Here is a 26842-nt window from a genome sequence, read left to right as displayed (position 1 = left end):
CACACGCGGATCGGAACCCTCGGATCAGAACACCGGAAGCCGAGCACTTCCGTGCAAGTACTTCGTTACCTTACCTAACTCTTGACGCTTTCTTGACGTTCCTGCGGGCAAGATCGAACGCTCGTCCGTTCGGTACCCGACTCCGCGTCAAGGTGCGGTGGGCCCTGCGCCTATGGTTGCTCCAGCACTCCAGGACCGCCTGCCGCTCGCGTTAGGACAGCAAGGACAGCGATGCCCCCCAACACCACCGCCTCTTCCGGCCAAAAGCCCGGCAAGTCCGGCAGGAAGAAGGGGCGCAAAGCCCGACTGTTCTTGATCGTCCTGGTTCTGGCCATCATCGGCGGCGTCGCCTTCGGCGCGTTCTGGACCGTCAGCACGGTGCGTGCCTCCCTCCCGCAGACCACGGGTGAGATCACGCTCGACGGTCTGTCAGGACCCGTGGACGTCAAGCGGGACAGCTACGGAATCCCGCAGATCTACGCCTCGTCCGACGAGGACCTCTTCATGGCGCAGGGCTTCGTCCAGGCGCAGGACCGGTTCTACGAGATGGACGTACGCCGTCACATGACCTCGGGCCGGCTGTCCGAGATGTTCGGCTCGGGGCAGGTCGAGGACGACGAGTTCCTGCGCACGATGGGCTGGGACCGGGTCGCGCAGGAGGAGTACGACACCAAGCTGTCGGCCTCCACGAAGAAGTACCTCCAGGCATACGCCAAGGGAGTCAACGCCTACCTGAAGGGCAAGGACGGCAAGGACATCTCCCTGGAGTACGCGGCCCTCGGCTTCAGGAACGACTACAAGCCCCAGGAGTGGACCCCGGTCGACTCGGTGGCCTGGCTGAAGGCGATGGCCTGGGACCTGCGCGGCAACATGCAGGACGAGATCGACCGCTCCCTGATGACCAGCCGTCTCGGCCCGCAGCAGATCGCGGACCTGTACCCCGATTACCCGTACAGCCGGAACCAGACGATCGTCCAGGAGGGCGAGTACGACGACGCCACCCAGTCGTGGGTGCAGGGCGACAGCACCGCCACGACGGGCTCGGTGGCGGGCACCGGGCTCGCGGGCAACACCACGGCGCCCGCCGGCCTGGAGAGCCAGCTCTCGGGGCTCTACGACGTCCTCGACGACCTGCCCACGGCCGTCGGAGTGAACGGCAACGGCATCGGCTCCAACTCCTGGGTGGTCGACGGCGACCACACCATCACCGGCAAGCCACTGCTGGCCAACGACCCGCACCTGTCGCCCTCGCTGCCCTCGGTCTGGTACCAGATGGGCCTGCACTGCACCACCGTCTCCGCCACCTGCCAGTACGACGTCTCCGGCTACACCTTCGCGGGCATGCCCGGTGTGATCATCGGCCACAACCAGGACATCTCCTGGGGCATGACCAACTCCGGCGCCGACGTCACCGACCTCTACCTGGAGAAGCTCACCGGCGACGGTTACCAGGTCGACGGCAAGGTGAAGCCCTTCACGACGCGCAAGGAGACCATCAAGGTCGCGGGCGGCGAGTCCAAGACGATCGTCGTCCGGGAGACCGACAACGGGCCACTGCTGTCCGACCGCTACGACGACCTCGTCAAGGTCGGCGAGAAGGCCACCGTCGACTCCGCGGCACCCGACCGCGGCGACGGCTACGGCGTCTCGCTGCGCTGGACCGCGCTGGAACCGGGCAACTCCATGGACGCCGTCTTCGAGTTGGACAAGGCCTCCAACTGGACCGAGTTCCGCAACGCGTCCGCGTCCTTCGACGTCCCCTCGCAGAACCTGACCTACGCCGACACCGCGGGCAACATCGGCTACCAGCTGCCCGGCAAGATCCCCACGCGCGGCAAGGGCGACGGCTCGCTCCCGGCGCCGGGCTGGGACTCCGAGTACAACTGGACCGGCTACATCAAGCAGGCCGAGCTGCCCTACGAGTACAACCCGGACCGCGGCTACATCGTGACCGCCAACCAGGCCGTCGTCGACGAGGACAAGTACCCCTACACGCTCACCACGGACTGGGGCTACGGAACGCGCAGCCAGCGGATCTCCGACCTGATCGAGTCGAAGATCAAGGACGGCGGCAAGATCTCGACCGAGGACATGCGCCAGATGCAGCTCGACAACAGCAGCGAGATCGCCAAGCTCCTGGTGCCCAAACTGCTCAAGATCGACGTAGCCGACCCTGACGTCCGCGAGGCGCAGAAGCTCCTGGAGGGCTGGGACTACACCCAGGACGCCGACTCCGCGGCCGCCGCCTACTTCAACTCGGTCTGGCGCAACATCCTCAAGCTCGCTTTCGGTAACAAGCTGCCCAAGGAGCTGCGGGTCGAGGGCCAGTGCCTGAACGTGGCCCCGGTCGACACCACCGGTCCCGCCGACGAGGACCAGACGGTCCGTGAGTGCGGCCAGCGCGCCGCGGACCAGGCGCAGCCGGACGGCGGCGACCGCTGGTTCGAGGTGGTCCGCAACATCATCGACGACGAGGACAACGACTGGTGGAAGGCGCCCAAGACGCGCCTGGACAAGGCCACGGACACCCGTGACGAGCTGTTCGGGCGGGCCATGAAGGACGCCCGCTGGGAGCTGACCGCCAAGCTCGGCAAGGACATCGACACCTGGAACTGGGGCCGGCTGCACCGTCTGTTCCTGAAGAACCAGACCCTGGGTACCGAAGGCCCCGCCTACGTGCAGTACATGCTCAACCGCGGCCCCTGGAAGCTCAGCGGCGGCGAGGCGACGGTCAATGCGACCGGCTGGAACGCGGCGGGCGGCTACGGAGTGGTCTGGGTGCCGTCCATGCGGATGGTGGTCAACCTCGGGGACCTCGACAAGTCCAAGTGGATCAACCTCACCGGCGCCTCCGGGCACGCCTACAGCGCCCACTACACCGACCAGACGGAGATCTGGGCCGAGGGACAACTGCTGGACTGGTCCTTCTCCAAGGACGCGGTCGACAAGGGGACGAGCGACACCCTGGTCCTGAAACCGTGATGCGCTGACCTGTCGAAAGGGCCCTCCACGCGCGCGTGGAGGGCCCTTTCGCGTCGCCGGAGGCGCCGGTGGAAGACCTCAGCGGAAGCGCCGCACGCCCGACGGGGTCACCACCGCGTGGACGGGCCGGTCGTGCGCCTCCTCGGGGACCCGCTCGACGACCTCGGAGTCGTACAGCAGCACCACCAGCGCGGGATCGGCACCCGCGCGCTCCAGACGGGCCAGTACGCGGTCGTACGAGCCCCCGCCGCGCCCCAGACGCATTCCGCGCGCGTCGACGGCGAGACCGGGCAGCAGGACGGCATCGGCCTCCTGGACGGCCGCGCTCCCCAGCCGCTCGCCCGCCGGCTCCAAGAGGGCCATCTTTCCGCCGTGTTGGACGCGCGCGAGGGAGCTCACTCCGGCATACGTCCCCCAGTCCAGGTCGTTGTCCGCCAGCAGGACCGGAAGCAGGACGCGCACGCCCCGCGCACGGAGCGCGTCCAGGAGTGCGAGGGTGCCGGGCTCACTCCCCACCGAGACGTACGCCGCCACCGTGCGCGCGTGCGCCAGCTCGGGCAGTTCCAGGGCGCGGGCGGCGAGAGCCGCGGTCGTCTCCCGCACGTCATCGGCTGTCAACCCGTTTCTCACCGTGAGGAATTCTCGCCGCAACTTTCTCTTGTCAGGCTCTGACTCGGACCCAACGTGACTCACAGGTCGCTCCTGTAACTTCCTAATACGCTCATATGAGAGTGAATTAACCGGAGCTACAGATTCCGCACATAGCCACCGGATATGGTTGCGGGCATGACTGAGTCACACCCCAGGATCAGCAAGGCTGTCATCCCCGCAGCAGGTCTCGGTACCCGGTTCCTGCCGGCAACCAAAGCCACTCCCAAGGAGATGCTGCCGGTCGTCGACAAGCCGGCGATCCAGTACGTGGTCGAAGAGGCCGCGGCTGCGGGTCTTGACGACGTCCTGATGATCACAGGCCGCAACAAGCGCCCCCTCGAGGACCACTTCGACCGCAACTACGAGCTCGAATCGGCCCTCCAGAAGAAGGGCGACGCCGACCGGCTCGCCAGGGTCCAGGAGTCCAGCGACCTCGCCACCATGCACTACGTGCGCCAGGGCGACCCCAAGGGCCTTGGCCACGCCGTCCTGTGCGCGGCCCCGCACGTCGGCCACGAGCCTTTCGCGGTGCTCCTCGGAGACGACCTGATCGACCCGCGCGACCCCCTGCTCTCACGCATGGTCGAGGTCCAGGAGCAGCACGGCGGCAGCGTCATCGCGCTCATGGAGGTCGCACCCGAGCAGATCCACCTCTACGGGTGTGCCGCCGTCGAGTCCACCGACGAGAGCGACCTGGTGAAGGTGACCGGTCTGGTCGAGAAGCCGGACCCGGCGGACGCCCCCAGTAACTACGCCATCATCGGGCGATACGTCCTGGACCCGCACGTCTTCGACATACTGCGCAAGACCGAGCCGGGCCGCGGCGGCGAGATCCAGCTCACCGACGCCCTCCAGCAGCTCGCCACCGACGAGAAGGTCGGCGGCCCCGTGCACGGCGTCGTCTTCCGGGGCCGCCGCTATGACACCGGGGACCGCGGCGACTACCTGCGTGCCATTGTCCGACTCGCATGCGAACGTGAAGACCTGGGCCCGGACTTCCGGACCTGGCTTCGCAGTTACGTAGCCGAGGAGATGTAGCGATTTTGAGCACCGCCGCGACCCGCGTCACCGGCCAGGACCACCTCTGGTCGGTGACCGAGCACCTGGAGGACATCCTCGCGACCGTTCGCCCCCTCGACCCCATCGAGCTGCAGCTCCTCGACGCCCAGGGCTGCGTCCTGGTCGAGGACGTGACGGTGCCGGTCTCCCTGCCGCCGTTCCACAACAGCTCGATGGACGGGTACGCGGTACGGGTCGCGGATGTCGCGGGCGCGAGCGAGGAGTTCCCGGCCGCTCTGACGGTCGTCGGAGATGTCGCGGCGGGCCAGGCGGAGCTGCTCCACGTGGGCCCCGGCCAGGCCGCCCGCATCATGACGGGCGCCCCGATGCCTCCCGGCGCCGAGGCCGTCGTCCCCGTGGAGTGGACCGACGGCGGCCTGGGCGAGGGCCCGGTCTCGGGGATGCGCGCCCACAGCGCGGCCCCCGAGGGCGCCTTCGGACAGGTGCAGGTCCACCGCCCGGCCCAGGCACGCGCGCATGTACGCGCGAAGGGCAGCGACGTGAGGGCAGGCGACCGCGCTCTCGAAGCGGGCACGGTCCTCGGCCCGCCGCAGATCGGCCTGCTCGCCGCGATCGGCCGCGGCACCGTACGCGTACGCCCGCGCCCGCGCGTGGTCGTCATGTCCACCGGCAGCGAACTCGTCCAGCCCGACGAGGAGTTGGGCCCCGGCCAGATCTACGACTCCAACAGCTTCGCCCTCTGCGCCGCCGCCCGCGACGCCGGAGCCATCGCCTACCGGGTGGGCGCGGTCGCCGACGACGCCGAGACCCTCCGCGCCACCATCGAGGACCAGCTCATCCGAGCGGACCTGCTGGTCACCACGGGCGGGGTCAGCGTCGGCGCGTACGACGTCGTCAAGGAAGCCCTCTCCTCCGTCGGCGACGAGGACGAGGAGGGCAGCGGCATCGAGTTCCGCAAGCTCGCCATGCAGCCCGGCAAACCCCAGGGCTTCGGCACCATCGGCCCCGACCACACCCCGCTGCTCGCCCTCCCGGGCAACCCCGTCTCGTCGTACGTCTCCTTCGAGCTCTTCGTACGCCCCGCGATCCGCACGCTGATGGGCCTGGAGGACGTCCACCGCCCGACCGTCCGGGCCCTGCTCGCGACCGACAAGGCACTGACCTCGCCCGCCGGACGCCGGCAGTTCCTGCGGGGGAAGTATGCGGACGGCCGGGTGACGCCCGTCGGCGGCGCCGGATCCCACCTGGTCGCGGCCCTCGCACACGCCGACGCCCTCATCGTCGTCCCCGAGAACAACACCTCGATCGAGCCCGGCACCGAGGTCGACGTGGTCCTGCTCGGCTGATCGCCCCGAGTTGGCGGTACCGTGTCGCGCACAACAGGCCCGACCGGGAGCGCCGCAGCACATGACAGTTCCAGCCCGGGGGGAGACCCCCGGACCCCATGTACAGAACCGGCTGACGCACATCGACGAGGCGGGCGCCGCCCGCATGGTCGACGTGTCCGGCAAGGACGTGACCGCGCGCACCGCCCGTGCCAGCGGACGCGTCCTGGTCTCACCGCGTGTGATCGAGCTGCTGCGCGGCGAGGGCGTCCCCAAGGGCGACGCCCTCGCGACCGCGCGCATCGCGGGCATCATGGGCGCCAAGCGCACGCCGGACCTGATCCCGCTGTGCCACCCCTTGTCGGTGTCGGGTGTCAAGCTTGATCTGTCGGTCACGGACGACGCCGTCGAGATCCTCGCCACCGTGAAGACCACGGACCGTACGGGCGTCGAGATGGAGGCCCTCACCGCGGTCAGCGTGGCGGCCCTCACCGTGATCGACATGGTCAAGGCGGTCGACAAGGGAGCGGTCATCACGGACGTACGCGTGGAGGAGAAGACGGGCGGAAAGTCGGGCCACTGGAGTCGGGCATGACGGCACCGTCGTACCGTGCTCTTGTGGTCACCGCCTCCAACCGGGCCGCCGCGGGGGTCTACGAGGACAAGGGCGGACCCCTGATCGCCGCGGGGCTGGCCTCGTACGGCTTCGCCGTCGACGGTCCGCGGGTCGTCCCGGACGGGGACCCCGTCGAGGCCGCGCTGCGCGATGGTGTCGAGGCCGGCTACGACGTCATCCTCACCACCGGCGGCACCGGCATCTCACCCACCGACCGCACCCCGGAAGCCACGCTCAAGGTTCTCGACCACGAGATCCCGGGCATTCCCGAGGCCATCAGGGCGTTCGGAAGAGAGAAGGTTCCGACGGCGGCCTTGTCCCGGGGGCTCGCCGGAGTCGCGGGACGCACGCTGATCGTCAACCTGCCGGGCTCCTCCGGCGGGGTGAAGGACGGACTGGCCGTTCTGGAGCCTCTGCTGACTCACGCCGTCGACCAGATCCGCGGCGGCGACCACCCCAGACCCAGCGACAGCGGGGGTGTGAGCTGAACAGCCCATCCTGGCCCGTCGAGCTGGTGGACGGCGATGTCGTCCTCCGGCCGATAAAGGTGCGCGACCAGCGGGTCTGGCGCGAGGTCAACCGGCGCAACCGGGACTGGCTGCGGCCCTGGGAAGCGACCATTCCGCCGCCCACGCCCAGCGGCCCGATCGCGCACCGGCCGACCTACCGCCAGATGGTCCGGCACCTGCGCGCCGAGGCCAACGCGGGCCGCATGCTGCCCTTCGTCATCGAGTACCAGGGGCGGCTCGTCGGGCAGCTGACCGTCGCCGGGATCACCTGGGGCTCGATGTGCTCCGGGCACATCGGCTACTGGGTGGACCAGTCGGTGGCGGGCCGCGGAGTGATGCCGACGGCCGTGGCGCTCGTGACCGACCACTGCTTCCGGTCCGTCGGACTGCACCGCATCGAAGTCTGTATTCGCCCCGAGAACGGGCCCAGTCGCAGGGTCGTGGAGAAACTCGGATTCCGCGAGGAAGGACTTCGTCCACGTTATCTTCACATCGACGGAGCCTGGCGCGACCATCTTGTCTTCGCACTCACCGCCGAAGAGGTACCGGAGGGGTTGCTCGGGCGCTGGCAGCGGGCGCGCGCGGAGCGGGCGCGCTCCGAACAGGCGCGATTGGACCAGACCAGGTCGGGTCAAGTAGGGCACGAACAGGTGCGACCCGGGCAGACGGGCGCGCAGAACCCGAGTAAGCCGGGCAACGCGAGTAAATGAAATGGGTGTTCGAAATTGATCGCTCGGCGATCGTCTCCGGGCATTAAATTCGCGGTCCCGGTGGCCTGTTGATCGCATCGGTCACAAAAAAAGCTCGAAATATCAGCCAGATCGTGCGACACACCGGCGCAATTGGCAGATGGCCTCACGCAAACCCCTCTACCGTGTGAGGCGTGAGCAGCAGCGGCCTCATCTACGCAGTCATCGTCGGGGCCTGGGCCGCCTACTTGGTGCCGATGTGGCTCCGTAGGCAGGACGAGCTGAACGAAGCCCGTCCGACGGAACGCTTCAGCACCGCCATCCGGCTGCTGTCCGGACGGGCGGGCATGGAGCGCCGATACGCCAAGGACCTGCGGGCGCGCTCCACCGAAGAGGGGGAGCCCAGCGCCGATCCGGACGGCGTCACCGACTCGGTGGACGTCCGGGCCTTCGCCATGCCTCCGGCCCAGTCGCAAGCGCCGGCCCAGCAGCGGCCGCAGGCGCACGCGCAGGCCCGGTCCCGACCGCAGGTGCGGGCGCGGGTTCAGGAGCAGCCCCCGGCGCAGCCGAAGTCGGATTCGGCGCCGCAGGGTGCGGGCAGAGCGGACGCCCAGCACGGGGCACCGGCGCACGCTCCGGCGCGCACGGCGCAGGCCGCCCCCAGACCCGTACCGAAGCAGTCGGCCAGGCCCAAGTCCGAGCCCGAGTCCAAGCCCGCGTCCCGGCAGACGCCTGCAGCGCGGCGTGCCTCCTCGGCGGAGGCCGCGGCGCGCGCCCGGCGCTCGAAGGTGCTCGCGCGCCGGCGGCGTACGACGGTGATGCTCTTCATCGCCTTCACGCTCGGCGCGATCGTGGCGGCCGTCGGGGGGCTCGCGTTCCTGTGGGCGCCCGGCGTACCGGCCGTGATGCTGAGCGGGTACATCGTGTATCTGCGCACCCACGAGCGGCGCCGCTTCACCTACACGATGGACAGGCGCCGGGCCGAGGCCGCGGCGCAGCGACTGCGGGAACGGCAGCCGCGACGGCGGCCGGCCGTCGACCCCGGGGCCGACGAGCCGGACGAGGGACCGGAGCCGGTGACCGACCCCGGTCTCTCCGCGCTCGCGGCCGACCGCCGCGCGCTCGTCGAGCAGACCGACCACGCGGAGTGGGTCGACCAGCAGCGCGAGCGCCAGCGGGGCCCCGGCCGCGGTGACAGCTGGGATCCGGTGCCGGTTCCGCTGCCGACGTACGTGACCGCGCCGGTCGCGCCCCGGGCCACGTCCAGCGTCGACCTGGGGGCGCCGGACGCGTGGAGTTCCGCGCGGTCCAGCACCGTCGAACCGAGCGTGTCGGAGGCGGAGCGCGTCGCCGAGGAGCAGTGCGAGGACGACGCGGATGCCGACGCCGCGGACTGCGCCGACGGCGACGGTCGCAGCGACGCCCGTCGCGCGGCGTCCGCCCGGCGCGCTCGCGAGCGTGGCCGCACCCCGTTGTTCGACCAGTACGAGGACGGGGACCGGCCGCGCGCGGCCAACGAGTGACGGTGCCGTGACGGGCACTCGGGGCCACTGGCTGACCAGCCAGGAACGGATTTCCGGGCACCCTGATGGGGATGCTAGAGTTTCACTCGTTGCAAGGGCCTGTGGCGCAGTCTGGTAGCGCACCTCGTTCGCATCGAGGGGGTCTGGGGTTCAAATCCCCACAGGTCCACACTGGGCCGTTCGTGGGTTCGCCTGCGAACTGTTCACGAGATCCCGATCCGACGGTCACCGTCGGATCGGGATCTCGTCGTTTGGGCCTCTAGTTGTGTGAAAGTCGGCCTGCCGGGCCGCCGGGAAACGCGGCGACCCGCGTCGGAACGGACCGGGGATAGAGATGCGGGCATGCCGCAGGGACCGCAGGCGTGGAGTCAGACTCCTGCAGTCTCGCGACGTGTCGATCTTCAATTGCGGGGTGTCTGCCCGGTCAGGGGCTGCGGCTCAACACCCGGGGGTGGGGCGTGATTGGCTCCTCAGCCCTCGGGTAGGGCGGGAGGACATCGCTCGGCTCGAGGTCGAGGCCGGTGACGGGACTCATCTTGCTGGCGACCAGGTACTGCTCAAGTTCCTTGATGTTGTGCACCATGACGGTGATGGCGGACAGGAGAGTCTGCGCGACGCGGCCTCGCGGCTGACGTCTCTCACGGGCATGCAAGGTGGAGTCGACAGATTTCAGTCGCCCGTTGCCGCCCTCGATGTGCGCGCGCAGTGTCTGGTAAGCCAAGGCCCAGGAAGGTGTCTGCCAGGGCAGTTCCTGTCGCGTACGGGGCATGACGTGTGCCTGCACCGTGACAGAGGACTGGCGACAGCACTTAGGGCGTTCGTCGATGGGAAGGTCGGGGGGTGCGACGGTGGGCCGGTTGGCGGGGTGCGCAGCGCGCTCCCTATGGGCGTCAAGATTGATGACGACCGGTACGGGCCCCTTCTTCTTCGGTGTGCCGTTGCCCTCACGCTCTTGTGCCCAAGGGCAATTGAGCTTGGTGATGGGGCAGGCGAACCGCTCGGTGCCGCGGTAGTCGAGGGTGTCCTTGCGAGTGAGCGTGTACGGCTCGATCTCCTGCAACCGCTCTCGCAGCGGTATGCGCTCACGCTCGTTCTTGGCGCTGCGAATCTGCCCGTAGAGGTCGAGCAGGCGGCGCGGGGTGAGGGGACAGAACAGCCGACCTACTTTGGCGATGGCGCCTTGGTGGTGGCCCTCCGCCCCATCGGCGACCTGGGTCTTGGTGAAGTCGAGCACGGGCATGTAGCCGAGGACGCGCATCGGCCGGTGGAAGTTCTCGGGAAGGAGCTTTGTGTACGCACGGTCGGCCGCCGTGAAGCCGCGGAGCTCGGTGAGTTGGGCCAGGACAGCGCTGACGTACTGAGCATGGCGACCCATGTCCTTCTCAGGCGTGTGCAGCACCATGCCGAGGATGAGCTGGGGGTAGCGGCCAGCTCGGTCCGGGTCGGCATGGGCCGCGATGGCGAGTGTGGCGCTGTAGCCGAACTCCCGGTCACCGCCGCCCTTGTAATGCCAGTTGGCGCTCGCCTCCAGCGCGGACCGCTTGCGGGTGTGGGGCCGGGCCCAAGTCGGCACGCAGGTGGTGTCAATCGCTGTGTCGCCACGCCAGTGGCGCATCAGGCCTTTGGCGAAGGCGGTGCGCACCGGGGCGGTGACCAGCCGGTTGGCAAGCTCTTCCAGATGGCGGAGGGCCGGCTGTCCGCGATCGCCGTTCCAGCGGGCAGCTACTTTCCGTCCTGCGGCTCTGGGGAGCCGGCTGCGGCGCTGGTGCGGCGCCGCGTCCAGCAGACGGTTCATGCGTGTCCATGCACGGTGGAAGCGGTTGTACAACGCGTTGACCGCGTCCTGATCCTCGATGTCGCAGGTGGGGATGGAGAGTTCGACGCGCAGCCGCTCACTGGTGCCGAACGTAATGACCTCGAAGGCGTCGTCGAGATTACTGCTGGTTCTCTCGTAGCTTGCGCAGACCAGGCCGAGCAGAACGAGACGGATGGGGTAGCCGGGCGGGCCCGGCAGTCCTGCAAACTGTGCCTCGACCATGTCCACGACGCCGCTCTGTTCGAGAGTACGACGAAGCTTCTTAACCTTGCTGTCAGACATTTCGGACGGCTCGTGTGAACGCGGGTAGGGGCGGCGGGGACGGCCATTGCCGGGTTGATAGCGGGGGTCGTCGGCGGGAGTTCTCATGCGGAGCCACGCAGCATGCGGGTGGCGGCCGCGGTGGTGAGTGGGGGGACCGACGCGCGGTAGGGGGCCAGCGCGGCCGTCGATTTCATGCCCGCCGCCGCAGCGATGACATCCTCCGGGGCGCGCTGGCGCAGCAGCTCGACAATCCAGGTGCTGCGCAGCCGGGCCAACTTCAGATCGGGAAGTCCGGAAGCGCCCTTAAGTGTCCGCTTCGCCCAGTTGGACACACCGTTCTTCGGGTCGGTGACCTGGCGTTGGGGCAGGAACAGGTACCCGTCGCCGACAGTGCGAGCCCGCGCAGCGAGGTCTTCCTCCCACATCGCCCGGCAGACCACCAGCCGCTCGCTGCCTGGCACTGCTACGACCACCGCCTCGGACGGCAGTACGGTGATGTCGGTGCCACGGGTAGCCAGCACTTCTCGGTGTGCCAGCCCGCAGCCGGCACCGAGGGCCAGCAGAGCCAGGGCACTGCCGCCGAGGGCGGATGTAGAGGGCAGGCCGCGGGCCCACATCAGGTAGCGGGCGAGTTCCGGCGGGGTATAGGGGGCGGCGCGCTGCCGCTTGGCGCTCATCCGAGGTGTGGGTTGCTGCCCGTACTCCAGCCACAGCAGCGCCTCACGGATACGCAGCAGGATGCTCCGGTACGTCTGGATGGAACTGCCTTCGAGTTTCGTCCGCGCGAGCAGGTAACGCGTCATCACCTCTGGTGCCAGCCAGGCCAGCGGGTCGCGGGCAATGCCGACGCGCTCGGCGTACACAGCGAGTCCGGAGAGCGCGAGCATCAGCTTCGGCACCGGGTACGGGACGGAATCGCAGGTCGCGGCCGCCACCATGCGAACCCCATCGGCGACCAAGGGCCATTCCGATGGTTCCTCCGACGGCTGGTAGCCGAGGATCGCGCCGCTCATGTCCGTCTCCAAAGGAACACACCACGAGTAGTGGCTACACAAATGGCCACTTGTTTCGTGAGTGTGCACTTCGACAGTCAGGAGCGCATGCGCATGACCGGAGGGCGAGGCCGCAGTGTGCCGCCGCGGGAGCTGGCTCGGGACCCGGAGAACTGGCCCGAGGCGACGTTCGTTGACCACCCCCAGGCCAGGGTGGTGCAGGCCGTCGCACAGGCTCTGACCAGGCAGATGACCATCCAGGGACTGGGGCTGCGGCGCGTAGCAACTCTCAGCGGCGTCAACCGCCAGGCCGTCGCGAATCTTCTCGCCGGCAGTAGCTGGCCGGATGTGGCGACGCTGAGCCGTCTGGAGGACGGGCTCGGTGTTGGTCTCTACCCGGGCACCAATGATCCGGGATCGATGCATTGCTGAACCTCCGGAACCCGCACGGTATCTGCGCAGGCAGGATGGATTGGGCTCAGCACGCCACAGGTAGCCCAGCGGTGGGCTACCCTCAAAAACGGCATGCAGAAGCCCCTAACCGGACTCACATGCTCGGTGCCGCCGAGACTGATCCCTTGGCGGCACCACCAATTCACCCTCGTCCACGCCGTGCTGATCCTTCACGACGGTGGACGTGTTGCTAAGCGGCGCTTCCTATTGCTTCACCTCCGTGCCGACGTACAGGCCTGGTCCAACCTGCTGCAGGTATCCCTTGGTCACCAGGCGGTTAAGCCGGTGGCGCATCCGTTCCATTTCTGTTCGAGGTGCACCCTTGTCGACCAGAGGGATGACGACGTCCTTGGGGCTCATTGGTCGATCTGCCGAGGCCACCAGTGTGACGATCTTCCGGTTCAGCTCCGTAAGTGAGCCAGAGGGCATCGAAGCCTGCTGCTTGCCGAGGTCCGACTCTTCATGCAGCCTGTTGGTTTCTGAAGCGTTATCCATGGAGGGTCGCGGAGAAGTCCCGCTGCCATTCTCGGGGGGACGCCCGCTCTCAGTAGCGTGCTCCGGGGGTACCTCTTCGAGGAGCTGGGCTGCAGTACGCCGCGTGATTGCCAGTGCGGCCAACCGCTCCTCCACCTCGGCGATCTCCGCGCGCAGTCGGCTGGCCAGCTCCCGAGCGGCGTGCTCCTCCGCGTCGAGACGCTGAAAGAGCATCTCACTCATGGACTAACTCCACATCAGAAGCTGCTCTGCTAGGCCAGTTGCGCGCAAGCTTTTCCGCACCTTGCAAGCAACCCTCACTCTAGAGCCAGCGCATGGCCTTGCGCGGGGCCTTGCAGGATTTGGCCCTGCGCAAGAGGTACTTCCCCAACGAGTCGCATCCGAAGAGCTTGCAGACCTGGCCCGCCGTGGTGACGACGAGGTTTGCGTGGGCAGACTGGAAGTTGCCGTGCGGCGGATGGTTCGCTCACCCTGTTGTCGTAAGTGGCTTTCAACAGAGGGTGATTGGCCCGTCCGGCGGGCAGGGTTCTGGTTGGAGGCGCGTTGTGGGCAACCGGGGTCAAGGCCAGCTTGCGTGGATGCCGCGCAGCGCGCCCGCAGTCAGCGAGCCACGCTTGCGGTGGTGGACCAGCCCTACCTCGATGCCCGCGAAGCCGCCCCCCGCCTCGTCGCGGAGATCGGAAGTCTGCGCAGACAACTGGAGGCCGGCGGCGATCATCTCACCGGGTGTCGACGTAGGCGCGGGACCGGGTCGCTCGGTTCTTCTCCAGGAGTGGTGACGGCGGCTCGGCCGAGGGGGAACTGAGCCTGTCTCGACAGGAGTTGATTGCGCCTCGTGAGTCCGGCGACGAACTGGCCGCAGCAAACATCAAGGCTGGGTGCCGCACCCGGTTACGGCGAGCCCTGCAGGATGATCCCGAGGCAGCGGAAGAACTGCGGTTGATCCTCTCAGGGTTGGCTGCGGGGCCGGGGAGAGAGTCGACGGTCTCCGTGCACAACAGCATCAGCGGGGGTGTGCAGCAGGGCCCGGTGTTTCAGGGGCAGAGCTTCTCCGGGCTGACGTTCAACACCCCGGGGACGGCCCCGCCCGGGCAGGGCGCGGGGGCGGAGTGATGGGCGAAGTCGGGCCCCGCCCAGGGGAGCCGCGTGTCAGGAATGAGCCGTTCAGGAACGTCAACGGCTGACATCAGGTGAGCGTCGTCCAGGGGGCCAGCACAGCGCCAGCGGCCGTCGACGCTAACGGCGCCTACCCGCGAGCCGTGGCAACTCCCGCTTGCGGAGCGATTCTTCGTGCAGCGGCGGCCGTGATCTGTTCGGGGGTGAACTCGGCCACCAGTCGATCCAATACTGCGTCCAGGCGAGCATCTGTGTCAGCCTGATCGCGGGCGACGGCATCCAGCAGCGACTGCTTCACGTACTCGTCCGGATCCTGCCCGGCGACCGCGGCAGCATCCTGCACCCTTGCCTGAACCTCTTCGCTCACCTGCACGCTGAGCAAATGCATGCCGTCCTTGTCCGCGTACGCGGTCCACAAAGCATCGATAGGCAGCAGGTTCTCCAGGGCCGCCCAGACACCGCGCAGTGCGGCCTGCCGGTTTGCCGCGCAGATCACGGTCAATAGCCGGACCTGGTCCGCGGAAGCCGCGAGCGGCAGCCGGCTTTCGCGGCGAGCGGCTTTGAGCTCCTTCTTTACTGCTGGGCGGACCAACGTGATCTCGATGGCGTGGAGGGACATATCCGTTCCTATTCCTGAGGGAATGATCCGGCGTGCCCTCCAGCGAGGGGTTCAGTCGCGGGTGGGAGGCCGTCGGGCAGGCGTACTCAGCGGAGTCATCGGCCGGAAGAGGCGCGAACCAGATGCGTAACAGCCCATGGCTGGTCTCAGCGAAGGGTGATCGGACCGTCTGGCAGCCACCCGTTGAGGTAGCCGTGGACAAGATCAGTGGTGCTGTCGACATGTGCTTCCTGCAGGACATGGTCCAGGGTCGCGCGCGGCGTCCAGACGGTGGTTGGGCCGGGATGGTCCACAGTGACCGAGCTTGAGTATGGGGAAGACCCGGCGCGAGCGAGGAAGACGCGCTCTTCCACTCGTACGAGTGATGGATCATCAGGAGGAGGGGCCCAGCGCCGTCCGACCACTGACCCCCACCGCAGGGGTCGGCCAATGAACCAGTGTGCTGCCACCCGGATAGCGGCTTCTGCGTAGGACTCCGAGAGCCTGACATTGGCCTGCGGCAAGGCCCAGTGTCCGGAGGCGTAGCCAGGATGGTGGAAAAGAGCCACCTGCTCGTCGGCGTCGATAACGACGAGAGTGGCCATGCGGCGGAATCGAGGACCGGGAAGACCCATGAGAACAGCATCGGCGTATGGCTAGACAAATAGCCAACCGGGTGGGCTGAAAGGGCTACAGGGGCGAATCTCAAGCGACCTGGGTTCTGGCGCCCGCGAAGAGGCCGCGGTTCGCGTTGCGCGAGGCATGGGGCGGCTGCGGTGTTGGTGCCGCGCTGGATGACATGCGCCCGGGCCCACTGGTGGCGCGGGCGCATGTCGGACGGCGTTACTGCTGGACGAGGCCCAATGCAGTCTCCTTGTCGAGGCCGCCCCAGCTGTCCGGGGTGCGCCACAGGACGTGGACGCCGAAGACGTTGTGGACGGTGTCGGCCGACCAGTCTTCTACGGGCGGTTCGCACAGGACCAGGTAGAGGCCGGTGGCCGGGACGGGGAGCGTGTGGTTGATCTCGAGGAGGCGGGTCGCTCCGGAGCGGAGGTCCTCATACATGGAGCGGCCGGCCCCAAGGACCTCGTAGATGAACAGGCCCTCGCTGGTGACGCAGCTGACGTCGACGACCGCGGAGTCGGCCGGCTGCAGGTCCGACCACAACAGGGCCGACTTCAGCGCGTGGCGCACTGCCTCGTGCTTCCTGCATGTGCGATCGGCAGCCGCCGACGTCTCCAGCGCGCGCAGGAAGCCCTCCTTCGTGGTCGCTGCCTGTGTGGCGGGGACTTCTTCGACGGCGGTCACGGGTTCGGTTTCCTTCTGCTCGGGTTGATGGGCAGCGGTGGCAGGGGTGTTCTCGAAGTCCGGTTCGGCCGCGGCGGCAAGGCGCGCCTTGAGCGTTTCCCGTGCTTCAGCCAGGGCCTGGGCCCAGCCTGAACTCGCAAGGCTCTCCCGGAGACGACTCATGTCCGGCCCCTCGTCCTTGAGCGCACGGTTCGTGCTTGCCGCGAGGTCGCGCAGCACGCTCAGTCGGTGCCTGTCCGGGGAACCGAGCACGCGCCGTACGTCCACCCAGTCCGCCTGGTCGCGGCGGAGGACGCGGTTGGCCATGCCCTGTAGCTCGGAGAGGCGGCCGCGGGCATCCTCCGAAACAGTGCCGCCGTCACCGCCGGTCAGTTCGTCGAGAACGCCGAGCGCCGCGACATAGCGTTCCGCCATCCTCAGTGAGATGGGCTGGCGGCCCCGCTGGTCGGCTGTGAGCACGCTCTGGTTCGTCTCGTTGGCGAACACCCAGCAGTCCAGGTCCTCGCCCGGACGCGGGGAAACCGAGCCGTGCCGGATGGTCAGGACCAGCGTGCGGTCGATGGCGGGAGATAGGGCCTTGACCTTGTAGCGGCCGCCGGGCTCAGGGCCGATGACCCGGACCCGGATGTCGGCCCCGATCTCGGGGACGTCACCCGGTCCTGTGTTGGCTTCGGCTTCGGTGGGTGGTGGTTCGGTGGTGTCATCGGTGTTCGTGAGGCTCTCCGGGAGCGGGGAGGTGTGCAGCACGGTCAGGCTCTGCGTGCTGCGGGTGAGGGCGATGTAGAGCTGAGGCAGGCCCGCCGGGCCGCGATCGGCGATGGTGGTGGGTTCGACGACAAGGACGTGGTCGTACTCCATGCCCTTGGCCTGGGCCGCGGCCAGTACGGACACCGCCTCACGGCTCTGGCCGGTGATGTCGGCACTCTGATCCAAGTGGCGGCTGATCTCGTCGAGCCAGCCTGAGTCGTCGGGGACGATGACGGCCACCGAGCGCAGGGTGTGCCCGTCGCTTGTGCCCACCAGGCGAGTGGTCTGGGCGACGGTGTCGTCGAGGAGCTTCCACGGCTCCGTCGACACGGTTCGTACAGCGTCCTCGCCGGCTTCGCGCACAGCCTGCGGGTAGGGCAGCGCCGGGGCGACCGCACGGGCCAGGGGCGCCACGAACTCCATGATCTCGGCGGGTACGCGGTAGCTCGTGTTCAGCTGGGCGACGCGCCAGTCGCCGTGGTCGGAGAGGAGGGTGCCGAGGCGGTCCCAGTCCACGTACGTGTGGGGCCCGGTGGCCTGGGCGAGGTCGCCGAGGACCGTCATGGAGCCGTTCACCGCGCAGCGGCGGCGCAGGGAGCGGGCCTGCATGGGGGTAAGGTCCTGCGCCTCGTCAACGACGATGTGCCCGTAGCGCCGTGGGGTTTCCCCGGTGATGAGGTACCGGAGTTCTTCGAGGCAGACGCGGTCGTCGAGGGTCCAGGGGTCGTCGGCGGCGGTGGCCGCCCGGGGGCGGTGCAGGGCGGCCTGTTCCTCGTCGGCGAGGATGCCGTCGGCGCACGTGCGCAGGAGGTCCGGCGAGTCGTAGAGGCTCCGGAGCGCTTCCCTGGCGCCCGGTGACGGCCAGACGCGTTCGATGAGGCGCTCGACTCGGCGGTTGCGTTCCAGGTCGCGGCGGATGGTGTCGTCGCCGCGGCGGCGCGGGGCAACGGCCATGAGTTCCTGCAGAAGGCGGTCGACGAGCAGGCTGCGGAAGCGGTCGCGCCGATCACGGTAGGCGCCGTCGCCGCCGCGGGCCTCGTCGAGGAGTGCGAGGAGTTCGGAGCGCGGGATGCGCACGGTCGTGCTGCCTGCTGTGACGGTGAACGCTGCTTCGTCGCCCTCGTAGGAGGGGGCGGTGGTGAGTGTGTCGAGGGCCTCGGGACGGCACTCGTTCTCGACCCGTCGCCTCAGGACGGCCGCCATACGCTCGTCGGACTTCACCAGCCGCGCCTGCGGGGAGTCGGAACCGAGGATCTCGCCGTCCCACAACCGGGTCAGCTGCACGGCGTTGACGTCGCGGGTGCCGAGGGTGGGCAGGACCTGACCGACGTAGTCGAGGAACCGCTGGTGAGGGCCGACGACGAGAATGTCCTGGGCCTTGAAGTGCTTGTTGTTGACCAGCCACGTCACGCGGTGCAGGCCGACCGCGGACTTGCCGGTGCCTGGGCCGCCCTGCACGACGAGGATGTCGGAGGGTGATCCAGTGACCAGATCCATCTGGTCGCGGCGGATGGTCTCGACGATGTCCCGCATGCTGCCGCTGCGCGAGCGCTGGAGTTCACGCAGGAGGAAGTCGTCGGGCTGCAGCGGCTTCTGGGGCAGGACACGGGTGATGTCGGCAGGTGTGGGGACGGGCGGGCGCGGTGTTCCGCCCGCCTGGGTGACGGTGGCGGGCGCTGCGGGCTCGGCGTCCACCGCTGGCCGCGGCTGCGGAACGGTGGCGGTGGCGGTGGCGGCAATCTCGTCGAAGTAGTCCTCGACGAGATTCCGTACACAGCGCAGTTGCCGCCGCAGGAGCACCTCGCCCGGGGCGTCGGGCTGAGCCTCGAACCACTTCTTGGCCAGCGGGCTGGTCCACAGGAGGACCACACGGTCGCTGGTCGCGGGGTCGCTGACGCCACGTCGTCCCACATACCAGGGCTTGTGCTCGTCCTGTACGTCGATGCGGCTGATGACCAGCGATTCATTGCCGAGTCCGTCGTATGCCGCGGCCCGCTCCTCGGCCTCGACCCGGTTGGCGATGCTGTCCTTGCCGCTGGCCGAAGCCGAGACGACGGACCCCTCGGTCATTTCGGCCAGCCGCGCGGCGTAGCAGTCATAGGCGCGGTCAACCGCCTTCTGCTCGATGGCGATGGTCTCGTCGCGCGTAACGGTGCCCATGTGTATTCCCCTCCCTCGCAGCACCCGAAGGACGCTGCGACGGGCATACGCCCGTCCCCCGACGGAATAACTATCAGATACCTTCCGATGACAAACAGTCAGAGGGCCAACGCCCCGACCAACTCGCCGACTTCCGTCCGCCAGGTGAGGACCTGGTCTTGCGTGGGGCCGATCTCGTACTGGTGGTAGTGGCATCCCAGGCAGAGGTGCGACCACACGGCGTTGGTGCGGCGCGCGGTCTCCGCCGCGGTGTAGCAGCCCAGGCACAGCATCTTGGCGCGCATCGTGGTAGCTGCGAGCCCCGGCACTGCGGCGTCGAGCACACGGTCGATGGAGATCTCCAGGGCGGTCCGCAGAGCGAGGGAGGCTCCGCGGTGGCGGCCGGCGGCCGTGGCGCCCGTGCGGGCGGCAAGCAGCTGATCGGCCGTCAGCAGGAGCTCCTCGACCGAGGTGGTGGGAGTACTCATCACACGGTCACCGCCGGCTTGCGCACCTTCTGCGCCATGATCTTGATGTCGTCCACGAAGCCGTGGGGGTCGGTGATCTGCGCTCCCACAGCGTGGGCGCCGTCCTGGCACTTCTTGAGGAGGTCCACCGCACGCGGTCCGCAAAGGGTGCCCAGTTCCCGGTAGACGTCGCCGGTCCGCCCAGCGTCGCCGAACAGGGCCAGGGCCGCGACTTTCATGAGCTTGTCAGCACCGCCGACGGCGGTCTGTAGTGCGTGCTCGGGTGCGCCGGAACGGTGGTGCCGGATCCAGGCGGCCTCAAGGAAGGCGTTCTCCAGGGCTATACGGCACAGACTGGGCAGCACGTGGGTCCGTGCCGCCGTCGGCAGGTCGCTGGTACTGGCGATGGCCCGCGCGTCGTCGAGCGCCTGCCCTACCGGGTCGGTCACCGGCTTGACCTTCACCTTGGACGACTCGGCCCGCTCGACCTCGAACACCGTCACCGGCAGATCCTGACTGGTGAACGCCCGCTGGAGCCGGGTGTCGTGGGTGAACACGACGACCTGCCGGTGCTCGCCGAGCTCGTGCAGGACCTGGGCAAGTCCGTTGACCTTGGCGGGGTCCATGGACTGTACGGGGTCGTCGATGACGATGAAGCCGAACGGGCTGTCGGCGGTGGCGGCCCGGGGCAGGAACAGGGACAGCGCGAGGGAGTGCTGCTCGCCCTGGCTCATGACGCTGAGAGCCGAGGCCTCCTGGCCGTCGACGGAGACATCCATGACGAGCTTGCGGACAGTGGCCTTCTCGCTGCCCTTCAGGCTCACGGCCTTGAGGTCGATGTTGCTCTCCTGGCGGAGCCGCTCCCAGATCCGCTGCGACTGGTCGGCGAAGCCTTCCATGCGCTGTTCCCGCAACTCGGCGGCCAGCGCCTTGATCCAGGTGCTCGCCTTCCTGATGTCCCGCAGCCGAGGCTTGTTCGCCTCCACGGAACGGGCTCTCTTCGCCCAGCCCGCCAGGCGGATGACGAGCCCGCGCCAGCGTTCGTCCCGCTTCTCCAGCTCCCTGACGGCGTTCTCCTTGACCGCGGCACAGGCATCGGCCAAGGGCGCGGCGGCCTCGTGGGCGCGCCGGGCGAGCTCGTCGGGATCGCTGATCGTCCGGCAGGCGGTCCAGGCGCGCCACGGGTCGGCGAGGGCGGCGGGGATCCGCGGGGGCGTGTGAACGAGGTCCTGCACGGCCCGTGCGGCTGACCGGAGTTCGCTGCGCGCGCCCGCGGCTGCCTCCGCTTCCTGCCGCAGTGCGGCGATCTGAGCGATGGCGTCCGCAGCCCATACCGCGTCCAGTAGTCCGTCGGTCCCGCATACGGGGCAGGAGCCCGCGTCGGGGTGACGGTCGTTGTGCGCCACAGCCCGTTCGAGGAGTTCCGCACGCTGCAGGGCGTCTTCGGTGCCGGTGCCGCGCAGGTCCTCGACGTCGGCGAGAGCTCTGCGCAGGCGGTCCACGGTCGTGCGGACCTGCGCCATCTCGGGTCCCCGCACCTCTGCCTCGGTGCGCAGCCGGGCGAGCAGGCCATCGTCCGTGTCGGCGGGCAGACCGGCGATCAGGGCTTCAACGGTCTCGAAGTCGGGCGTTCCCGCTGTGTCGACGGCGACGAGTGCCTGGACCGCGCGGTCGTCGTCCTCCAGCTCGTACAGGGCCTCTTTGAGGCCCGGCAGCTCCGCCTTCGCCACCTTCTCCGCGTCTTCGAGCGCCTTGGCCTCCTGGCGGAGCCGGCTGTCGGCGGCGCTGAGCTGCCCCAGGCCGAGGATGGTGGCGATGGAGTCGTACATCTCGGAGGGCTTGCCACTGATCATGCGGTCGAGATCGACGTACGACAGGAAGGGCCGGAAGTCCCGCAGGGCCTGCTTCCAGTCCACCTGGTCGAGGGGTGCGCGGCCGTGTCCGGGGCGCTTGAGCTCGGCCTGGGAGTCGTCGAAGTCGTCGCCCTCCCAGGTGCGGGTGAGTGTGCTGCGGCCGGTGTCGCCCTTGATGGCGAGCTTGACCTCGATCTCCGGCCTGCCGTCGGTGTCGTGGAGGTTGCGCCAGTTGCTGCTGCGCGTCGGGTGCTGCCCCTGCCACCGCATGTTCACGCCGGTGAAGGCCGTCTCGATGCCCTCAGCGATGCTGGACTTGCCGGAACCGTTGCGGCCCACGACCAGGTTCACGCCGGGCCGGGGGCTGAGCTTGAGCAAGGCGCGCGGTCCGATGCCGCGGAACCGGGCGACGGCGACTGACTCGAGGTAGATCCGGCCGACCGTGGAGGTCTCACCGCTCTCGCTGTCGCCCAGTGCCTCCTTCAGGAGCGCCTTCACGGGCTCGGTGAGTGCCACCTCGCCCAGGCGGGTCCGCACCAGCTCGGGCACGGGCACGGGCTGGTCGGCGGGGGGCGGCTGAGCGGGGTCGGTGGGGTGGTCCGCGTTCCGCTGGGGCTGTTCCGTCACGGTCATGTGCTGTCTCCCGGGGGCCGGATGCTGGTTCGGAGGATGGGTCGGACACCGGCACTCGGTCGGTGAGGACGATGCCCCCGGCGTTCGCGTCGGGTGGGCGGCGGGGTTGCTCCGTTGTGCGGTGGTGGTTACTGCGGTCGCGCAGTCCCCGCTTCCACTTGGAAGCAAAACTAGATAAGCACATCACTGAAAGCATCGTCAAACAGCTTTACAGGCTTGACGACCGCTGTAATGTGTTTACTGTTCGCTACCGACTGGCCCGAGAGGAGCAGCACCCCACGCCATGCCCCAGCAGCCCGCAGCCCAACTGCCCACCTCGGCGCACGTGACCGCCGCCGAGATCTCCCGCGTCGCAGGGGTCACGCGCGCCACCGTCAGCAACTGGCGCCGTCGCCACGACGACTTCCCCGCTCCCAGCGGGGGCACGGAGAGCAGCCCGCTCTACGACCTGACGGCTGTCCAGGCATGGCTGCGGGGGCGCGGGCACACCTCCGCCGCCTCGCCGGCCGAGGAGTTGCGTACGGCGCTGCGTCTGCTCGGGCCCGGCTCGGGTGCGGCGGCGCGGCTGTTCCCGCTGGTGGTGGCCATGTCCCGCCTCGCGCCCGAGGAACTGGCCGAACTCGCCACCGCATCCGACGACCAGTTGACCGCCCGCATGGAGAAGGCCGCAGCCCAGCTCCCCGCGGCTGTGCCCGAGGCCGAGCCGGTCCGTTACGGCCCGGACGATGCGGGCGCGGTCCGCGCCCTGCTGGGCTGTGTCCGTGAGGCCGGAGCGCAGGCCGCCCTCGATGTCCTCGCTGAGCGCGAGTTGGACGAGGGTGCCGCCAGCGGCGTCTACCAGACCCCAGAGGGCCTGGCTTTGCTCATGGCGCGGCTCCTGCCCGCCGGCGCGGCCCGTGTCCTCGATCCGGCCTGCGGCAGCGGCACTCTCCTCGCTGCCGCTGCCCGGCAGGGCGCACAGGAGCTATTCGGGCAGGACACGCTCCCAGTCCAGGCTCAGCGCAGCGCAGTTCGGCTCCTGCTTGCCGCGCCCGGGGCCGACGTGGCGATCCGCGTCGGCGACAGCCTGCGCAACGACGCCTTCCCCGAGGTCACGGTCGACGCCGTCCTGTCCAACCCGCCTTTCGGCGACCGTGATTGGGGTCACGACGAGCTGGCGTACGACCCGAGGTGGGCGTACGGGGTCCCGCCGCGCTTCGAATCCGAGTTGGCCTGGGTGCAGCACGCCCTCGCGCATCTGGAGGCCGGCGGCCACGCGGTCATGCTGCTGCCGCCCGCGCTCGCCTTCCGCTCCTCCGGCCGCCGCATCCGCGCTGAGCTCATCCGCAGCGGGGCCTTGCGAGCAGTCATTTCACTCCCGGCGCGTGCCGCGTATCCGCTCCACATCGGTCTGCAGATCTGGGTGCTCCAGCGCCCCGAGCCGGGCGGCGCGGACCGTACGCCGGTGCTGTTCGTCGACGGCGAGGGCGAGCAGCGGGACGCCACCACGGGAACGCCTGGCGTGACCGTTGCGGCCACGGCCGGCTTCGGCACACGCGGTGGCTCGCGCCCTGGCCGGTCCGGCTCTTCCTCTTCCGCCGCATCCACTTCCTCTGGTTCCACCTTCGACTGGGCGGGACTGACCGGCAGGGTCCTCACCCAGTGGGCCGCGTTCACCGCAGCCCCCGATGCCTACACCGGCGAACCCGGCGTCGCTCGCGCGGTGCCGCTCGTCGACCTCCTCGACGACGTCGTCGACGTAACCCCGGCCCGCCATGTGAGGGCTACGGCAGCTGACATCGACCCAGTAGCCCTGGCCCGGCGCGTCGCCGAGCTGCACGGGCAACTGGCCAAGCAGGTCGCTGCCCTGGCAGGCGCCTCCGAGTCCGGCGGCTGGCAGCCGTCCGGGGCGTCAGCCCGCGAGTGGCGTACGGCGACCGTCTCCGACCTTGCGCGCGGCGGGGCCCTGACCGTGCTGCGGGCGGCGACGCCCGGGACGCGAGGCTCCAAGGGCGCCGCCACCCCTGCCTCAGACCGGCCGGTCCTCACAGCCCTGGACATCTCAGCCGGAAACCCGCCGTCCGGCGGCGCCGACGACGTCCACGCGGACGCCACGCAGCCCGTCGCCGCCGGTGACGTCCTCGTACGCGCCGTCGCGGGCGGCGGCGACGCGGCCGCGATGACCCGGGTCGCGGACGACCGGGACGCCGGAGCCCTGCTCGGTCCGAACGTCCACCTCCTGCGCCCCGACCCGGCACGCCTCGACCCGTGGTTCCTGGCCGGGTTCCTCGGCGCCGAGGACAACATCGCCTCGGCATCCACCGGCAGCACCCTCGTGCACGTCACACCGGGCCGCCTGCGCGTACCGCTGCTGCCCCTGAAGGAACAGCGGCGCTACGGGGAAGCCTTCCGCCGCGTGTACGAGCTGCGCGCGGCCGTTCGCCGAACCGCCGACCTCGCCGCCGACACAGCGGCCACCCTGACCACCGGCCTCACCGCCGGCGTACTTCTGCCACCGGACACTCCGGAGGCCCCGGACAGCCGTTCCGCCTGAAAAGCCCTACACGTCCCACCCCGCACGACCAAACTGGATCCCTGCCGTCCCATGCCCGGGCGGCGCTCTTCGGAAGGAAGCCGGGACCTCTTGAACAGCAGTAAGCACACGGAGCTGGCGAACCACGCCTGGTCCGTCGCCGATCTCCTGCGCGGCGACTACAAGCAGTCCGACTACGGCAAGGTCATTCTGCCGTTCACCGTGCTGCGCCGCCTGGAGTGCGTCCTGGAGCCGACGCGCGACAAGGTCGTCGAGACTGTCGCCAAGTTCGCAGGCCAGGAGATCGACACCGACCACTTTTTGCGCAAGGCCTCGGGCCACTCCTTCTACAACAAGAGCGACCTCACGCTGCGGAAGATCGCGGCCGACCCGCAGAACGCGGCGAAGAACCTCCAGATCTACGTCGGCGCTCTCTCCGACAACGCCCGCGAGGTCCTCGACAAGTACGAGTTCAACCAGCAGGTCAGGAAGCTGGACGGCGCGAACCTCCTCTACCAGGTCATCGGCAAGTTCACCGACCTGGACCTGCACCCCGATGTCGTGCCCAACCACAACATGGGCTACATCTTCGAGGAGTTGATCCGCCGCTTCGCCGAGCAGTCGAACGAGACCGCGGGTGAGCACTTCACCCCGCGCGAGGTCATCAAGCTGATGGTCAACCTGCTGGTGGCGCCCGATGCGGACGCCCTCAGCCTGCCCGGTGTCGTCCGCACGGTTATGGACCCGGCCTGCGGCACGGGCGGCATGCTCAGCGCCGCCGACGACCGCATCACGGCCCTCAACCCGGACGCGACGGTCGAGGTGTACGGGCAGGAACTTAACCCCGAGTCCTGGGCGATCTGCCGGTCCGACCTCATGATCAAGGGCCAGGACCCGGAGAACATCCGCTTCGGCAACTCCTTCTCCGACGACGGCCACGCCCGCCGCAGGTTCGACTACATCCTCGCCAACCCGCCGTTCGGCGTGGAGTGGAAGAAGGTCAAGGAGGAGGTCGAGTACGAGCACAGCTCACTGGGCGACGCCGGCCGCTTCGGCGCGGGCCTGCCGCGCATCAACGACGGCTCGCTGCTCTTCCTCCAGCACATGATCTCGAAGATGAAGCCGGTGGACGTGAACGGCGGGGGCGGCTCCCGCATCGCCATCGTCTTCAACGGCTCCCCGCTGTTCACGGGCGCGGCCGAGTCCGGCGAGTCCAACATCCGCCGCTGGATCCTAGAGAACGACTGGCTGGAGGCGGTCGTCGCGCTCCCGGACCAGCTCTTCTACAACACCGCCATCTCCACATACTTCTGGATCCTCACCAACCGTAAAGACGCCGACCACAAGGGCAAGGTCGTCCTGCTGGACGCGCGCGACCAGTGGCAGAAGATGCGCAAGTCGCTCGGCGACAAACGCAAGGAGCTCGGCGACGGAACGAACGGCCGCCCCGACCACATCGCAGACATCACCCGGTTGTACGCGGAGGCCGCCCAGGTCGCGAAGGACCCCGAGCACCCGCTGCATGGCAAGGTCAAGGTCTTCGCCAACGAGGACTTCGGCTACCAGCGCATCACCGTCGAACGCCCCCTGAAGCTGCGCTTCGAGGTGACGGAGGAGACGTTGGCGGCGCTGGCGGAGGCCAAGCCGGTGGCGCGGCTGGAGCGGAGTGAGGAGTTCGTCGCGGCTGTGCGTAGGTTGCTCGGCTCGTCCTGGACGACGAAGTCCGAGGCGTTCATCGCGCTCAAGGACGCGGTGGTCGCAACCGGCCTGACCTGGCCGTCGGGAGCGCCGTTCGCGAAGGCGGCACGGGAGACGATCGGCGTCCGGGATTCGGAGGGCGAGGTCCAGAAAGTGAAGGGTGCCCCGGAGGCGGACTCGGACCTGCGGGACTACGAGGATGTCCCGCTCGGCGAGAACGTTGAGGACTACCTCAAGCGCGAGGTGCTGCCGCACGTGCCGGACGCTTGGATCGACCACTCGAAGACGAAGATCGGCTACGAGATCCCGTTCACGCGGCACTTCTACGTGTACAAGCCGCCGAGGCCGCTGGCGGAGATCGACGCGGAGCTTAAGTCACTGGAGGCGGAAATTCAGGCGCTGTTGGGGGAGGTGACGGAGTGACCTCTACTTGGAG

The 26842-nt window shown here is 68.8% G+C and carries 19 protein-coding genes and 1 tRNA gene; 11 read left to right on the top strand and 9 right to left on the bottom strand.

The window, feature by feature from the left end:
* The first annotated feature begins 231 nt into the window (after positions 1 to 231).
* Complete coding sequence (locus tag OG219_RS20640) at positions 232 to 2982, top strand: penicillin acylase family protein (RefSeq protein ID WP_266828554.1); 2751 nt, start codon at positions 232 to 234, stop codon at positions 2980 to 2982.
* Positions 2983 to 3060: 78 nt separating this feature from the next.
* Here the strand turns inward: OG219_RS20640 and OG219_RS20635 are convergent, their stop codons facing one another.
* On the bottom strand, positions 3061 to 3675 hold the full coding sequence (locus OG219_RS20635) for a 5-formyltetrahydrofolate cyclo-ligase (RefSeq protein WP_266828552.1): 615 nt from the start codon (positions 3673 to 3675) through the stop codon (positions 3061 to 3063).
* Between the two features lie 93 nt (positions 3676 to 3768).
* Between OG219_RS20635 and galU the strand changes: the two genes are divergently transcribed.
* The 7 genes from galU to OG219_RS20600 all read left to right on the top strand — a co-directional run bounded on the left by galU (position 3769) and on the right by OG219_RS20600 (position 9484).
* A complete protein-coding gene (gene galU, locus OG219_RS20630; RefSeq protein ID WP_266460212.1) occupies positions 3769 to 4671 on the top strand; it encodes a UTP--glucose-1-phosphate uridylyltransferase GalU in 903 nt (300 codons plus the stop codon).
* Positions 4672 to 4676: 5 nt separating this feature from the next.
* On the top strand, positions 4677 to 5999 hold the full coding sequence (gene glp / locus OG219_RS20625; RefSeq protein WP_266828550.1) for a gephyrin-like molybdotransferase Glp: 1323 nt from the start codon (positions 4677 to 4679) through the stop codon (positions 5997 to 5999).
* A gap of 61 nt (positions 6000 to 6060) precedes the next feature.
* Positions 6061 to 6573 carry a cyclic pyranopterin monophosphate synthase MoaC gene (gene moaC / locus OG219_RS20620; RefSeq protein ID WP_266828548.1) on the top strand — a complete coding sequence of 171 codons (513 nt, stop codon included), beginning with the start codon at positions 6061 to 6063 and terminating at the stop codon, positions 6571 to 6573.
* Positions 6570 to 7082 (top strand): molybdenum cofactor biosynthesis protein B, encoded by a 513-nt coding sequence (locus tag OG219_RS20615; protein ID WP_266828546.1) that lies wholly within the window; start codon positions 6570 to 6572, stop codon positions 7080 to 7082. The genes moaC and OG219_RS20615 overlap by 4 nt, the downstream gene beginning before the upstream one ends.
* Positions 7079 to 7813, top strand: coding sequence for a GNAT family N-acetyltransferase (locus OG219_RS20610; RefSeq protein WP_266836165.1), 735 nt, complete (start codon positions 7079 to 7081; stop codon positions 7811 to 7813). Before OG219_RS20615 ends, OG219_RS20610 begins: the two co-directional genes overlap by 4 nt.
* A gap of 173 nt (positions 7814 to 7986) precedes the next feature.
* The gene (gene glpR, locus OG219_RS20605) at positions 7987 to 9315 is read left to right on the top strand and encodes a gephyrin-like molybdotransferase receptor GlpR (RefSeq protein WP_266828544.1); all 1329 of its coding nucleotides are present in this window, start codon (positions 7987 to 7989) and stop codon (positions 9313 to 9315) included.
* Positions 9316 to 9410: 95 nt separating this feature from the next.
* Positions 9411 to 9484, top strand: a tRNA-Ala gene (locus OG219_RS20600).
* A 255-nt stretch (positions 9485 to 9739) separates the two neighbouring features.
* On the opposite strand, the gene OG219_RS20595 is transcribed toward OG219_RS20600, so the two are convergent.
* The gene (locus OG219_RS20595; RefSeq protein ID WP_266828542.1) at positions 9740 to 11500 is read right to left on the bottom strand and encodes a hypothetical protein; all 1761 of its coding nucleotides are present in this window, start codon (positions 11498 to 11500) and stop codon (positions 9740 to 9742) included.
* Complete coding sequence (locus tag OG219_RS20590; RefSeq protein ID WP_266828540.1) at positions 11497 to 12408, bottom strand: hypothetical protein; 912 nt, start codon at positions 12406 to 12408, stop codon at positions 11497 to 11499. The genes OG219_RS20595 and OG219_RS20590 overlap by 4 nt, the downstream gene beginning before the upstream one ends.
* Positions 12409 to 12501: 93 nt before the next feature.
* Here OG219_RS20590 and OG219_RS20585 point away from each other — a divergent pair, with 93 nt between their 5' ends.
* On the top strand, positions 12502 to 12819 hold the full coding sequence (locus OG219_RS20585) for a helix-turn-helix transcriptional regulator (protein ID WP_266828538.1): 318 nt from the start codon (positions 12502 to 12504) through the stop codon (positions 12817 to 12819).
* Between the two features lie 225 nt (positions 12820 to 13044).
* Here OG219_RS20585 and OG219_RS20580 read toward each other — a convergent pair whose 3' ends face one another.
* From OG219_RS20580 to OG219_RS20555, 6 genes are all read right to left on the bottom strand, one after another.
* Positions 13045 to 13557, bottom strand: coding sequence for a hypothetical protein (locus tag OG219_RS20580; RefSeq protein ID WP_266828537.1), 513 nt, complete (start codon positions 13555 to 13557; stop codon positions 13045 to 13047).
* Between the two features lie 337 nt (positions 13558 to 13894).
* On the bottom strand, positions 13895 to 14053 hold the full coding sequence (locus tag OG219_RS20575; RefSeq protein WP_266828535.1) for a hypothetical protein: 159 nt from the start codon (positions 14051 to 14053) through the stop codon (positions 13895 to 13897).
* A gap of 528 nt (positions 14054 to 14581) precedes the next feature.
* Positions 14582 to 15070: a hypothetical protein gene (locus tag OG219_RS20570; protein ID WP_266828533.1), complete on the bottom strand. Its 489-nt coding sequence runs from the start codon at positions 15068 to 15070 to the stop codon at positions 14582 to 14584.
* Between the two features lie 822 nt (positions 15071 to 15892).
* Complete coding sequence (locus OG219_RS20565; protein ID WP_266828531.1) at positions 15893 to 19264, bottom strand: AAA family ATPase; 3372 nt, start codon at positions 19262 to 19264, stop codon at positions 15893 to 15895.
* 98 nt (positions 19265 to 19362) lie between these two features.
* Entirely contained in the window at positions 19363 to 19731 is a 369-nt protein-coding gene (locus OG219_RS20560; protein WP_266828529.1) for a hypothetical protein, read from the bottom strand.
* The gene (locus tag OG219_RS20555) at positions 19731 to 22196 is read right to left on the bottom strand and encodes an AAA family ATPase (protein WP_266828527.1); all 2466 of its coding nucleotides are present in this window, start codon (positions 22194 to 22196) and stop codon (positions 19731 to 19733) included. Before OG219_RS20555 ends, OG219_RS20560 begins: the two co-directional genes overlap by 1 nt.
* 283 nt (positions 22197 to 22479) lie before the next feature.
* On the opposite strand from OG219_RS20555, the gene OG219_RS20550 reads away from it, so the two are divergent.
* Together OG219_RS20550 and OG219_RS20545 are read left to right on the top strand one after the other, a co-directional pair.
* The gene (locus OG219_RS20550; RefSeq protein ID WP_266828525.1) at positions 22480 to 24729 is read left to right on the top strand and encodes an N-6 DNA methylase; all 2250 of its coding nucleotides are present in this window, start codon (positions 22480 to 22482) and stop codon (positions 24727 to 24729) included.
* Between the two features lie 90 nt (positions 24730 to 24819).
* Complete coding sequence (locus OG219_RS20545; protein WP_266828523.1) at positions 24820 to 26829, top strand: class I SAM-dependent DNA methyltransferase; 2010 nt, start codon at positions 24820 to 24822, stop codon at positions 26827 to 26829.
* The last annotated feature ends 13 nt before the right edge of the window (positions 26830 to 26842 follow it).

This window comes from Streptomyces sp. NBC_00038 (genome assembly GCF_026343635.1).
In the GTDB taxonomy this organism is placed as follows: Bacteria; Actinomycetota; Actinomycetes; order Streptomycetales; family Streptomycetaceae; genus Streptomyces.
The sequence above is the reverse complement of the archived record's forward strand: the minus strand, read 5'-3'. Positions and strand labels throughout refer to the sequence as shown.

Coding starts and splice junctions, on each gene's coding strand:
- OG219_RS20580 (WP_266828537.1), bottom strand. CDS start 13,557: ATGAGTGAGATGCTCTTTCAGCGTCTCGACGCGGAGGAGCACGCCGCT.
- OG219_RS20555 (WP_266828527.1), bottom strand. CDS start 22,196: ATGACCGTGACGGAACAGCCCCAGCGGAACGCGGACCACCCCACCGAC.
- moaC (WP_266828548.1), top strand. CDS start 6,061: ATGACAGTTCCAGCCCGGGGGGAGACCCCCGGACCCCATGTACAGAAC.
- OG219_RS20595 (WP_266828542.1), bottom strand. CDS start 11,500: ATGAGAACTCCCGCCGACGACCCCCGCTATCAACCCGGCAATGGCCGT.
- galU (WP_266460212.1), top strand. CDS start 3,769: ATGACTGAGTCACACCCCAGGATCAGCAAGGCTGTCATCCCCGCAGCA.
- OG219_RS20570 (WP_266828533.1), bottom strand. CDS start 15,070: ATGTCCCTCCACGCCATCGAGATCACGTTGGTCCGCCCAGCAGTAAAG.
- OG219_RS20585 (WP_266828538.1), top strand. CDS start 12,502: ATGACCGGAGGGCGAGGCCGCAGTGTGCCGCCGCGGGAGCTGGCTCGG.
- OG219_RS20590 (WP_266828540.1), bottom strand. CDS start 12,408: ATGAGCGGCGCGATCCTCGGCTACCAGCCGTCGGAGGAACCATCGGAA.
- OG219_RS20640 (WP_266828554.1), top strand. CDS start 232: ATGCCCCCCAACACCACCGCCTCTTCCGGCCAAAAGCCCGGCAAGTCC.
- OG219_RS20575 (WP_266828535.1), bottom strand. CDS start 14,053: ATGATCGCCGCCGGCCTCCAGTTGTCTGCGCAGACTTCCGATCTCCGC.
- OG219_RS20550 (WP_266828525.1), top strand. CDS start 22,480: ATGCCCCAGCAGCCCGCAGCCCAACTGCCCACCTCGGCGCACGTGACC.
- OG219_RS20565 (WP_266828531.1), bottom strand. CDS start 19,264: ATGGGCACCGTTACGCGCGACGAGACCATCGCCATCGAGCAGAAGGCG.
- OG219_RS20615 (WP_266828546.1), top strand. CDS start 6,570: ATGACGGCACCGTCGTACCGTGCTCTTGTGGTCACCGCCTCCAACCGG.
- OG219_RS20560 (WP_266828529.1), bottom strand. CDS start 19,731: ATGAGTACTCCCACCACCTCGGTCGAGGAGCTCCTGCTGACGGCCGAT.